Source organism: Epilithonimonas lactis (genome assembly GCF_900110605.1).
Classification (GTDB): Bacteria; Bacteroidota; Bacteroidia; order Flavobacteriales; family Weeksellaceae; genus Epilithonimonas; species Epilithonimonas lactis.
In genome coordinates, this window is record NZ_FOFI01000004.1 from 359,779 (window position 1) to 372,341 (window position 12,563).

Here is a 12,563-nt window from a genome sequence, read left to right on the forward strand (position 1 = left end):
AATTTTTTAATCTAAAACGCATGGATTGTTTCCCAGATTATTTAGGAATATTTTGCATCAAAACGGTTTTTACAGGTCGAATCGCTATAATTAAAAAAAATAAGTATTTCTACCCAATTATATATCTTAATAATTGGTTATTTTTGCGAATGGAATTTTTAATATAATATTATTTTAAGAAATTAATAGATATTGAAGAAACTTTCATAAGCAATAATGAATAAGATTTTTACCCATTACTTGACGATATTACTTTTGATACTTGTCAGCTCTCTACACGCTAAAGACATCAACATGGATTCTTTGGAAAATGAGATCACCGCATACAATAGGGAAGGAAAACACCTGATCTCCCAGAAGAAACTGTCAGAACTTCTACTTTCAAATGAACTTAACGAAAATCAAGAGGCCAATGTGCTCTTCCTGATGGCCACGACGTATCGCAGTGTGAATGACTATCTCATGTGCATCGATTACCTCGAAAGGTCCAAGAAGATTGCTAAAAAATCATCTAAAGAAAGTCTGCTGACCATGCGGATCGAGTGCGAATTTGCATTCGTTTACTTCGACACCAAAGACTTCGAGAGTTGCCGCGAGGTGATGAAGCGCATTGCAGAGAAGAACTATCTGGATGTTTTACCGGAAAACAAAGCTTATTTGCTAATGCAAGAAGGCTACATTTTGCTACAGGAAAACCAATACAACGAGGCTGAAAAAAGATACACCGAGTCCTTTGCCATCATTCAAAAAGTAGATCAATGCAATCTGCCCGTGGTCTATTGCAAACTGATGGACCTGTATAGTCATAAAAAAGACATCCAAGCTGTGGAAAAGATGTACCATGAAGGTTGGAAGATCTCGCATAAATGTGGCATCCTGAAGTACAAAGTTTTTTTGGCCGCAGAGATGGAGCGCATCTACAAAGAGCATGAGCTTTTTAATGATGCTTATCTTCTGGGAATAAAGCTGGATTCGCTGAGAAAATTGGAAGACCAAGGCAACGTAATCTCCGAAATGCATATCATCGACAAAGCTTACGTTGAAAAAGACCAAGAAGAGGAACACCAAGATGTTTTCCGGGAAAAGATTGGCGCAACTATTGTAGCGATGGTTTTGATAGCATTCATCATCTATTCTTTTTTGAGAAGTAAACGTTTGAAAAACGATAAAGTGAGAATGAAAGTTGAAATAAAAGAGATGAAAGAGCATTTAGACTCTTATTCGCAAAATTCTCATTTCAACGGAAAAATTGTAAATAATGAATTATCGTTTTTTAATTCTGAAAAACTAACCGAGCGTCAAATCGAACTTCTCAAGTTGATGGCCCAAGGATTTTCTAACAAAGAAATAGCAGATGAGCTCTTCATTACAGAAAGCACAGTCAAATATCATATCAAGAATATTTATAGCATTTTGGACATCAAGGATAGGAAGGACTTATTTAAGAAAATAAGCGAAAACTAAACCTTACAAACCTACAACATCCCATGAACAGAGACTATCCCGAGGGATAGTTTTTTCGTTTTCCACCAAAGACTATCCTCAGGGGTAGTCTCTTTTTGTAATATTTGTAATAATATTGCCAACTCATTATTCAGAATACAATTGGACTTTTTGAAGATTCGAACACTCAAAACGTCTTTTTTCATATAAATCTTAATTTTTTAACAAACAGATTTTCTTATCAAATGTCAAGATAAGATAATTAAACAACTGTTTAAATTTGCAATGTTGATTTTTAAAAACAACAAATGATGAAAAAAAATTTCTATGTTTTATTTGCAATTCTAATTGCAAATCTTTTTTCTGCGCAGACAGAATTGGTAAGATGGAACCAAAATAATTTAACTCCATCGGCACCTACTTCCGCCAACATGACTGCGGGCAGTAACTTTTCCGGATACGGTGTTGCATCGCTGAACTGGGGTGTGAGTTTCTTCGAGATCTCAAATATTCCACTTTCTGCAACCATCGAAACCAACAATTATATTCAGTTTACGGTTGCGCCAAAAACGGGTTATCAAATCAATCTTTCGAGTTTTAATTTGACATACCGAGCAAACCATCCAAATCAACAAGTAGAAGTACGATACAGTAGCAATGCTGACTTTAGCAATCCACAAACACTTACCAAATTCGTGGCTTCTAATGCTGGTTGGAAACCTTTGACTCTCAGTAATTTTGTGAATCCAATTATCAGTTCTGGAAAAACAATGTATATCAGATTGTACATCTACGACGGGAATAACAATTCTTTCCATATCTCCAATGACAATATGGGCGCTGCGCCTCACATCATCGGAACCGTCACAGCGGACGTCCCAATGCCTCCAACAGCAAAAAATGATGCTTTTACCGCAATCAAAAATAACTATAGTGATCTTGATATTTTGCTGAATGATGTTTCGACTACAAGTTTTAGCAATATCAACATTACACAATCTCCAGCGCATGGGACTATTACCAAAAATGGGACCACAAATGTTACTTACAAACCAGCGATAGGATATTTGGGTACAGATAGTTTTAAGTACAGGGTGAGCAACACCAATGGAGAATCCAATGAAGCTATTGTCTCTCTGACAGTTGTAGATAATGTGCCTTCACCATTGGTTAGATGGAACAAAATAGAGGCTGATCCAAATCCTTACAATAGCAAAGCCATATCAGACAAGCTGACATCCACTTTGAATCTTACTTCAGGAGATTACTGGGAAAATAATATCAATCAAAAAATGTTTCGAATTGGTGGCTGGCCAACGTCTTTGACCATTGATAAAAGTAAGTATCTTCAATTTTCCATCAAGCCGGAGAATGGCTACAAATTGACTCTATCCGATTTTAATATCGTCATGAGAATGCAGGGAAATTCTTCAAAAATCAGAGCTGAATATTCCCTTGACAAAGAATTTACTGACGCGAAGGAAGTATTATCAGAAACATTACTTGGTACAGTTTGGACCACTTTTTCAATCGCCAATTTCCCAAAACCTATCGCTACGGAAGGCCAGGTCATTTATCTAAGGTTCTATGCTTATTCTACAAATGATGAGCTTCAGATCAAATTCCATCCTAACAATTCGGTAGGGCCAACTTTCAATGGGATTTTGGAGTACAATTCATCTACACCAATAGCTTATGATGATTCTGCGAGCACAACTGCAAACGACGATGTCAATGTATCTGTCCTGATCAATGATGATTATAGCAACACTATCGATCAATTAAAAATAAATTCGCAACCTTCTCATGGTGTTGCCACACTCAACTCGAACAACACCATCAATTACTTGCCTGCAAAGGATTTCATCGGAACAGATACTTTCACGTACAAGATCACAAATGCTAAAGGTGAATCTAATCTTGCAACTGTCCAGATTAACATTGTCGCTAATCAATCATCAACACTAATTCGTTGGGACAAAGATGACTTTTCTGCAACGCCAACCAATAGCTCTGTAGCATCTACCAAGATCAATGCAGTTGGTATTTCATTTAGTAAAGCTACTTGGTCAACACCTGTTTTTATCGCATCCGGTTTGGAAAGTAGTGCTAACATAAATACATCAAAATATCTTCAGTTCGAACTTGATAATATCAGTTCTTCTAAAGTATTGGAACCGAAGGTATTCAGTTTCAAAGGAAGTGGTGCGATCGATTATGAGATCAGATATTCCAAAACTGCTGATTTTTCGAGTGGGGTGAGTGTTCTATCTTCTGGAAAATTCAATGAAGCGGAAACAACCTATGATTTCAACTTTCAACCAAACCTTCAATTGTCTGCCAACGAAAAATTGTTTGTAAGAATATATTGGTATAAAACTAATAGCAATTTTGTTTTCCAGTATTACACTGGTGCATCTGGAATCGAGATCCGTGGTGTGTCCTACAACAAGGTCTATGCATCTGCTGATACGATCTGGCAAAATACAGTACCTCCAAGTTGGAGCAATGGAGCGCCTTCTGCAACCAGAAACGCAATCATCAATACAAGTTACGATACAGCAATAGATGGTAATTTAATAACGAATGATCTGACGATAAATTCTGGCGCTAGTCTGAAGATCGCTGCGAAGAACTCTGTAACGGTGAACGGTAAGATCATCAACAAAGCAAATGCAACAGCCTTCACCATAGAAGACAACGGAAATCTTCTGCAAAACAACGAAGCTCAGAATACTGGCGATATTACAGTGAAAAAAACAGCCCTGATACCACAAATGGGTTATAATTATTGGTCGTCACCAGTAAGTGGACAGAATCTATATCAATTTTCTGATGGTTACAATCAGGCTACAACAACAGGAACAGGAACACCTTGGAACAGATTTTTTGTTTATAATGAGTCAAATGATTATTTTGTAAACAGCATTGCTAACGAGATCACATTGAATTCCACTTCCGTATTCCAACCAGCAAGAGGTTATGCGATCCGTGGCAAGAATAGTTTTCCGACAACAATTACAACAGAGTCGACACCTTCGAAATTTGAATTTGCTGGAGTGCCACAGAACGGTGAATACTCGCACACATTGAAATATACAAATTCTGGACGTGGTTACAATATGGTTGGAAATCCTTATCCATCAAATCTTGACCTTGATGAGCTTTTCAACCAAAATAGTTCAAAGATATTTGGAATAGCGTACTGTTGGACCAATAATGATGGTCAGCCTCAAACCCAGCAAGGTAACAACTACACAGGTAACAACTATGCGATCTACAATGGTGTAGGCGGAACATCTGCTACTTATTTTGGGTACAATGGCAAAAAGCCAAATGGATATGCATCCGTTGGACAGGCATTCATCGTGAAAACAAAAGCCGCAGGAAAAGACCAACCGCTGACCTTTAAAAATAATATGAGAACTGCCAGCACTGCCAATTTCTTCAACAAAGGTGTTGATAATAAGGCTAGTCAGAAAAACAGATTTTGGTTAGAATTCAAATCTCCTGAGGATATAAACAATGAAATATTGATCGGCTACGTTGCCAACGCTACCAACAATTATGACAATGGTCTGGATACAGAACTGATGTCTATAGGAAGTGATTCGTTCTGGAGTATTTTGGACGCTCGAAAACTGGGAATCCAAGGAAGACAAGAAAACTTCACGCCAGATGATGCTGTGAAAGTGGGAATGAAAGCTTCTATCGCTGGTAATTATACGATTTCTCTTACGGATAAGGATGGAATTTTCTCTAGCGAACAAACCATATATTTGAGAGATAGATATCTAAATAAAGTGATCAATCTAAGTTCTGGACCTTACGTTTTCGCAAGCAACGCAGGACAATATGAGGACCGATTTGAGGTGATCTACAGATCATTGGAGACATTGGGTACAGATAACTCGATTAAGAAAGGAATTCAGATCTATAAGGACAACCAGAACTTCATAGTAAGATCAGATGAAAACTTGGACAATGTAAGTGTTTACGATTCTGTTGGACGATTGATTTTCAGTACAAAAAAAACAAAAAAAGAGGTATTGATAGACAAAACGAAGCTGTCAGAAGGCATGTACATCATAAAAGCGAATTCTAGAAACACAACGATGACCAAGAAAGTTTTAAGGTAGGAAATTAAAACTTCGAAATTTCAAAACCATCAAAATTATTTTGATGGTTTTTTGTTTAACTACTATTAAAATCATAATTTCGCTCTATGTCATTAGAATTAGTTTTAAAATATTTCCCCGATATCACCAGCGAGCAAAAAGACCAGTTCGCCGAGCTCGAAACATTGTACAAAGATTGGAACGAGAAGATCAACGTCATCTCCAGAAAAGATACGGACAGTCTCTACGAAAAGCACATTCTCCATTCTCTCGGAATTGCAAAAGTGATGCAGTTTGCAGACAACACCAAAGTTCTCGACATCGGAACAGGAGGCGGTTTTCCGGGGGTTCCTTTGGCGATTCTTTTCCCAAATGCGCAATTCACTTTGGTTGATAGCATCGGCAAAAAAATCACTGTTGTAAAAGGCGTTGCGGAAAGTCTCGGTTTGAAAAACGTCACTGCGCATCATATGAGAGCGGAACAACTGAAAGAGAAATTCCATTTCGTGGTGAGTCGTGCGGTTACACAAATGCCCGTTTTCCTCACTTGGCTGAGAGGTAAATTCGAGAAAGAGCAATTCAACCCAAAACACAATGGCGTCCTTTATCTCAAAGGCGGAGATCTGGGCGAAGAACTGGCAGGCATCAAATGCGAAATCTTCCAACTCAAAAATTATTTCGAAGAAGAATTCTTTGACACCAAAAAAGTCGTATATCTATCAAAAGGTAATTTCAATAATTAATAAAAGAAACGATGATGAAGAAAGCACTTATTTTATCAATGATTTCCCTGTCTTTTGCAAGCCTAATTTCCTGCAACGACAATGATGATTATCCACAGATTCAAGAGGTTTTCGCCACCAAAATAGACAGCGTCAAAATCCCGATGGACACGATGACTTTGGGCGTGACGCAGGAAATCAAAGTCTATTCCACCTTCACCCGCGGTTGCGAGGGCATCTACAGCTACGATTACAACTACACCAGCGATTTCATTAGGACCGTCGCCAACTTCGCTTTCAAAACCAACGAAGCTTGCCTGGACGGCACTTACGTAGACGGAAGCCGTATCAATTTCCAACCCGTGAAAACAGGAACTTACACCTTCAAATTCTACACCGGAAAAGACACCGCCGGAACAAATACTTACTATGAGAAGAATGTAGTTGTGGAGTAGGATTGATATAATTTTAAGGAGCTTAATCCCGCTTTCCGTTGCAATCTTTTTTGCAAGACGATTTCCTTATAAATATAACTTTCGGCAAACGCAAAAAAGGATTTCCACTGCAATCGGGGCTATGGGTTTTGTCTTCCAAACAAATGCAGATACAGTAAGAAACTTTCGTTTTAAAATCATAAATCATAAATCAAAAATCAGCAGTCAGTTTGTCATTCCGTAGGAATCTAAATACTTTATTTTAATATTGGTTGAGATTCCTACGGAATGACAAAATGGGTTTTTAGAATTTGAAAAATAATTATTAACAGTACATTTCATTACTGAGTCTGTCGAAGACCTTTGCGACCTAAAAATATTTTCAGTAATTAAAAAAGTATCACTGCGCCTTTGCGTTAAAATTCACTGCAGTCATCAAATATATTTTCAAAATCAACGAAAATTAATTAAATTGAGCCTTTACTTCAAAAGGCTTTTTTTATGCAGTTTCTCCACAGGATCATTTCAGAATTATTAGAAAATCACAAAGACCTTTCCGCGTTGGACATCGTCTTACCGGGAAAGCGTCCAATGGTTTTCATCAAAAGGATCTTGCAGGAAAAGCAATACCAAGGCCTTTTGCCAAACTTTGTCACGATTGACGAACTCATCGCAGAACTTTCCGAAGATTTGGAGATCAAGGGAATCGCACTTTGGCTTTTCGCTTACCGAACGTATCAAAAAGTTGATGCTTCCGAAGATTTTTCCGGCTTCCTCAAGTGGTTTCCAACTTTGCAAAAAGATTGGGACGATATGATGAAGTTTTCAGAAAACGACCAAAAGATCCTCGAATGGATGTTGGACGAGGAACGCATCAAAAACTGGGGTGAAGACCTTGGCGATGAGGACAATGCAAGAAAAAGAAATCTCAATTTCTGGCGAAAAATGAACGAGTTCCTTCCGCTTCTAAAATCAGACCTAAGGAAAGAAAATATCGCCACTTCCGGAATGATCTATCAGGAAGCATTTTCAAAATTAGAAGCTTTTGCTAAATCGACTCAAAATCACTTTGTTTTTTGTGGTTTCAACGCATTATCAAGAGTTGAGGAGCAACTCGTCAGAAAATTACTGCAATGGAACAAGGCCGAAACCTACTTCCAGGCAGACAAATATTACATTGATGATGCAAGACAGGAATCCGGAAAATTCCTAAGAGAAACCATCACGTGGAAAGAATTCGACCTTTACAGAAATTTCAATTGGATCGATGACCAATTCTCTCAACCAAAAAATATCAAAACTTACGAAGTCTCCGGAAACATCGTTCAGGCAAAGGTTTTACCAGAACTTCTGAAGAAAATCCCGAAAGAAGAATTGTCAGAAACGGCTTTGGTCTTGTTGGATGAAAATCTTCTGCCAGCCGTTTTGGACAGCTTGACTTCTGTTGAAAGCGTGAACATTACGATGGGTTTTCCTTTGAAGAATTTATCATTCAGCAACGCGATCAAGAAACTTTTTTACCTACAAAAACAGCAGGAGAAAAAATCTTCCAGCTATTATTACGCCGACGTTTTACCAATCTTGGAAGAACTTCCAAATGACGAGATCGATGGAGCGATCATTCAAGATTTCATTGCAAAGATCGAGGAACGGAACATTGTTTATATTTCCAAAAATCTATTGGCAGAATTGCTCGGAAAACTCAGTTATTTCCAGCTTCTTCAAAAACCGGAATCAACTCAGAATTTCCTGGATTTATTAATTAAATTCTGTTATGAATTGAAGTTCAAAGAATTGGATGATATTCAGTACGAGAATGTGGCGCATTTTGAAAAGGTTTTCAAAGTCATCAAAAATCAGTTGTTGCCTTATAAAATTGATATTAAAATTGAGACTTTAGAAGTGCTCATCAATCAATTGGTAAACACAGAAAGCATAGATTTTGTGGGAGAACCATTAGCTGGATTTCAGATTATGGGACTTTTGGAAACTCGACTTTTGAACTTCAAAAATATCATTCTACTTTCAGTTAACGAAGGAAAATTACCACTTGGAAATACTCAGAATACTTACATTCCGTTTGATGTCCGCAAGAATTTCGGTCTGAATACTTTTCTTGAAAATGACAGCATCTACGCTTATCATTTTTACAGATTAATTCAAAATTCAGAAAATGTCCATCTGCTTTATAACGCTTTGAGTTCTGGCGTCAACACAGGTGAGAAAAGCCGTTTTATCACACAATTGGAAATGGAAAGTCCACACAACATCGAACATATCATCATCGAAAATACTTCCGAACCAATCTCGCAGGAACTGATGAAAATCGAGAAGAATGAAGCCGTAATGCAACTTCTGAACGAATGGAAAAACCGCGTTTCAGCTTCACATCTTGTGACTTATCTTTATAATCCGATTGATTTTTACCTCAATCAAATCCTAAAAACGAGAGAAACCAACGAGATCGAGGAAGAACTTTCTCAAAGAAATTATGGAAATTTGGTGCATTACGCTTTGCAGTTTTTGCACGAACCAATCAAAGGTAAAATTCTATCAATTAATGTTTTAGAAGATTTACTTCAAAAAGTGGATGAATCAATAGAAGATGCTATTGAAAAATTAAAACACCAATCGGAATTCTACGAACGCGGAATGAATTTCATTCACAAAGAAATCGCCAAAAGGGTAGTGCGAAACATTGTAGAGTACGATCTGGAATTGGTGAAAAATGGCTCGGCGTTAACGATTATCGACCTCGAAAAAGAGATCAATTGTGATTTTTATCTTGATGAGAACCGAACCGACAAAATCAGTTTTTACGGTTTCATCGACAGAATTGACCGCTTGGACGGAGTGACTCGAGTGATTGATTATAAAACCGCAAAACCTAAAAAATTAACTGTTAGTTTAGGAAAGAATAAAGAAGAGAAATTGCCGGAATTATTTTTTAACGACGACTACAAACAAGCTTTGCAACTTTCGATCTATAAATATTGCATCACCAATTCACTCAACATTAAACCAGAAAATGTAGAAACCGCAATCTGGTCTTTCGCAGAAGTGAATAATGGTCCGCAAAATCTTAATTTCATTGATATTGAAGATTCTGAAGTGGAAGATTCCATCAGAAATCTGATTGCAGAAATTTTGAATCCTGATGTTCCGTTTGAGGAAAAGGAGAAAGTGAGTTGGTAAATATTGGTAGTCTCTCGCAGATTTTGCTGATAGAGCAGATGCAAGATTAATCTGCAAAATTTGCCTGATCTGCGAGAGAAAGAATTAAATTATGGCTTACTTTTCAACTTCAAATCCGTCAATTTGCTTCTAACCTTTTTCATAAAATCATCACCTGGATCAGCTTTGCCTGTGAAATATTTCGGGTCAGATTCTTTCCAAAGTTTTGAATTGCGGAAAATGCCATATTCAGAATGTCCAATAACGTATTCAATCGGATATTTTTTGGTTAAGAATCTTACCAGTTCTGCGTTGGCTTCCACTTGTTTGTCGGTCAAAGGTTGCGCTTTGCTCCCGATATTTTCGACGCCGATGGCGCAATAGTTCAAACCAATCGTGTGTCTGGCGAATAGTTCTGGGTCAACCAATTGATAGATTGTTCCGTCTCTGTCGATGATGTAGTGCGAAGAAACATTGAGCGAACTCTGTTTTTTCAAAGTCGATCGTTGATTCTCAAGATGAAGATTGTTAAAATATTTGAAATTGGATTCTACCGTTCCGCCAGCTGTATAATGCAATACGATGATCTTCGGTGTGATCTTCGGGGTTTTCTGATCCAAACCGTGATGTTCCTTCATATATTCCAAACTCAACTTAACTTTTTCTTTAGAATAATCAATCGGTTTTTGAACAATTTTGATGTTCTGAGCCTGAACCAAGAAACAAAAACTCAACAATAATATTTGAAAAAGTTTATTCATAAGTATTTTAAAATATCAATTATCACTCATCGATTATCACTGATAAAAATAGTGTCCCGTAATCGTCCAGCTAAACAAACAATCCTGCAAAACCTGCCCAGCGCCAATATTGTGGACAATCAGATAACGTTTCCCGTCAGGTGATTTCTTGTTAACAACAATTCCGATATGTGTCAGATTTTTTGGCAGATCCCACGTTACGATGTCGCCAGGAACGTAATCATTGGGATTGTTCGTGATTGGTTTCACCTTTCCAAATTTAGCAAAAAATACCTGCAGGTTTGGAACTCTGCGATGATCGATATTTGAATCAGCTCTTTTCAATCCCCATTTTTTCGGATATTTTGAAAAGTTCTTCACCATATCTTCGTGAACTTCCCTTTGCAGATCAATTCCCAATTTTCGGTAAGCACGAATCACAACATCGGTGCAGACACCTTTGTCCGCGGGAACATCGCCGTTCGGATATTTCAAAACAAAATACGCAGGGTCATAAACCACTTTATCTTTGGTCAACTCAAGCGCTGCATTAGAAAGTTTGGTAGAGAAGTTTTGGCTAAAACTTAGACCCGAAATTAGAATAAATAGGAAAAGATATTTTCTCATTTGAATATTTATAAGTTATGAACGAAAAAACCTACGAAATTATTCCGCAGGTTTTTGTTAAAAATATATAAGATTGATTTGGTCTTATCCAAAGGCATTGATGCCTGTAATGTCCATTCCTGTAATCAGCAAATGAATGTCGTGCGTTCCTTCATAAGTAATCACAGATTCCAGATTCGCGGCGTGACGCATCATCGGGAATTCACCCATGATTCCCATTCCGCCAAGCATTTGACGGGATTCTCTGGCAATGTCGATCGCCATTTTCACGTTGTTTCTTTTTGCCATCGAGATTTGTGCAGGCGAAGCTTTATGTGCATTTTTCAGATTGCCTAACTGGAAACAAAGCAATTGTGCTTTCGTGATTTCAGTAAGAAATTCAGCTAATTTCTTTTGCTGAAGCTGGAATCCGCCAATTGGTTTTCCAAATTGTTTTCTCTCTTTGGAATATTGTACAGCTGTGCAATAACAGTCGATTGCCGCGCCGATGACGCCCCACGAAATTCCATACCTCGCTGAGTTTAGGCAAGAAAGTGGTCCTTTCAAACCTTCAACATTCGGCAACATATTTTCTTTTGGAACTTTCACATTGTTGAAAACCAATTCTCCCGTTTTGGAAGCTCTCAAACTCCATTTGTTGTGCGTGGTTGGTGTGGTGAAGCCTTCCATTCCGCGTTCCAGGATCATTCCTCGGACTTTTCCGTCTTCGCCTTTTGCCCAGATCACTGCGATGTCGGCAATTGGAGAATTTGTGATCCACATTTTAGCACCATTCAAAAGATAATGATCGCCCTGGTCTGTGAATTTCGATTCCATTGAGGATGGGTCAGAACCGTGATTTGGCTCCGTCAAACCGAAACAGCCGATCAAATCGCCTGATGCCAATTTTGGTAGATATTTCTTTTTTTGTTCTTCAGAACCAAATTCAAAAATAGGGAACATCACTAATGAAGATTGTACAGAAGCCGCCGAACGAACTGCCGAATCGCCTCTTTCCAACTCCTGCATTATTAGACCATAGGAAATCTGGTCCAATCCCGGACCGCCATACTCCTCGGGAATGTAAGGTCCCAAAGCTCCAATGTTACCCAATTCCTTCATCAACCCCGGAATATCAGTGTGTTCTTGTGCTGCCTCATCTATTTTAGGCATCACAAAACTTTCGACCCAGCTGCGTACAGATTCTCGGATAAGCTTGTGTTCTTCGGTCAATAGGCTGTCTATGGAGTAATAATCGGGTATGCTGGTGAGTGGATAGTATGACATTGTTTTTGTTTTGCCTAAAAATAAAGCTTTTCCTGAATT

8 protein-coding genes are annotated in these 12,563 nt (G+C 38.0%); 5 read left to right on the forward strand and 3 right to left on the reverse strand.

Features of this window, described 5'->3' with window-relative positions:
• Nucleotides 1–216 precede the first annotated feature (216 nt).
• The 5 genes from BMW39_RS19670 (at nt 217) to BMW39_RS15625 (ending at nt 9,912) form a co-directional block, all read left to right on the forward strand.
• Nucleotides 217–1,464 carry a helix-turn-helix transcriptional regulator gene (locus tag BMW39_RS19670; protein WP_311316405.1) on the forward strand — a complete coding sequence of 416 codons (1,248 nt, stop codon included), beginning with the start codon at nt 217–219 and terminating at the stop codon, nt 1,462–1,464.
• A gap of 287 nt (nt 1,465–1,751) precedes the next feature.
• On the forward strand, nt 1,752–5,582 hold the full coding sequence (locus BMW39_RS15610) for an Ig-like domain-containing protein (protein ID WP_083391939.1): 3,831 nt from the start codon (nt 1,752–1,754) through the stop codon (nt 5,580–5,582).
• An 86-nt stretch (nt 5,583–5,668) separates the two neighbouring features.
• Nucleotides 5,669–6,304, forward strand: a complete 636-nt coding sequence (gene rsmG, locus BMW39_RS15615) for a 16S rRNA (guanine(527)-N(7))-methyltransferase RsmG (protein WP_034974758.1) — start codon at nt 5,669–5,671, stop codon at nt 6,302–6,304.
• 14 nt (nt 6,305–6,318) lie between these two features.
• Nucleotides 6,319–6,738, forward strand: a complete 420-nt coding sequence (locus BMW39_RS15620; protein WP_034974897.1) for a hypothetical protein — start codon at nt 6,319–6,321, stop codon at nt 6,736–6,738.
• A 480-nt stretch (nt 6,739–7,218) separates the two neighbouring features.
• A complete protein-coding gene (locus BMW39_RS15625; RefSeq protein WP_034974760.1) occupies nt 7,219–9,912 on the forward strand; it encodes a PD-(D/E)XK nuclease family protein in 2,694 nt (897 codons plus the stop codon).
• Nucleotides 9,913–10,001: 89 nt separating this feature from the next.
• Here the strand turns inward: BMW39_RS15625 and BMW39_RS15630 are convergent, their stop codons facing one another.
• The 3 genes from BMW39_RS15630 to BMW39_RS15640 all read right to left on the reverse strand — a co-directional run bounded on the left by BMW39_RS15630 (nt 10,002) and on the right by BMW39_RS15640 (nt 12,524).
• Entirely contained in the window at nt 10,002–10,652 is a 651-nt protein-coding gene (locus BMW39_RS15630) for a peptidoglycan recognition protein family protein (protein ID WP_034974762.1), read from the reverse strand.
• A gap of 36 nt (nt 10,653–10,688) precedes the next feature.
• Nucleotides 10,689–11,258, reverse strand: coding sequence for a DUF1287 domain-containing protein (locus BMW39_RS15635; protein ID WP_034974763.1), 570 nt, complete (start codon nt 11,256–11,258; stop codon nt 10,689–10,691).
• A gap of 84 nt (nt 11,259–11,342) precedes the next feature.
• Nucleotides 11,343–12,524: an acyl-CoA dehydrogenase family protein gene (locus BMW39_RS15640; protein ID WP_034974764.1), complete on the reverse strand. Its 1,182-nt coding sequence runs from the start codon at nt 12,522–12,524 to the stop codon at nt 11,343–11,345.
• Nucleotides 12,525–12,563: the final 39 nt, after the last annotated feature.

Excerpts from the sequence above, each read along its gene's own strand:
- BMW39_RS15625 (WP_034974760.1), top strand. The coding sequence starts at position 7,219 with ATGCAGTTTCTCCACAGGATCATTTCAGAATTATTAGAAAATCACAAA.
- BMW39_RS15610 (WP_083391939.1), top strand. The coding sequence starts at position 1,752 with ATGATGAAAAAAAATTTCTATGTTTTATTTGCAATTCTAATTGCAAAT.
- BMW39_RS19670 (WP_311316405.1), top strand. The coding sequence starts at position 217 with ATGAATAAGATTTTTACCCATTACTTGACGATATTACTTTTGATACTT.
- BMW39_RS15635 (WP_034974763.1), bottom strand. The coding sequence starts at position 11,258 with ATGAGAAAATATCTTTTCCTATTTATTCTAATTTCGGGTCTAAGTTTT.
- BMW39_RS15640 (WP_034974764.1), bottom strand. The coding sequence starts at position 12,524 with ATGTCATACTATCCACTCACCAGCATACCCGATTATTACTCCATAGAC.
- rsmG (WP_034974758.1), top strand. The coding sequence starts at position 5,669 with ATGTCATTAGAATTAGTTTTAAAATATTTCCCCGATATCACCAGCGAG.
- BMW39_RS15630 (WP_034974762.1), bottom strand. The coding sequence starts at position 10,652 with ATGAATAAACTTTTTCAAATATTATTGTTGAGTTTTTGTTTCTTGGTT.
- BMW39_RS15620 (WP_034974897.1), top strand. The coding sequence starts at position 6,319 with ATGAAGAAAGCACTTATTTTATCAATGATTTCCCTGTCTTTTGCAAGC.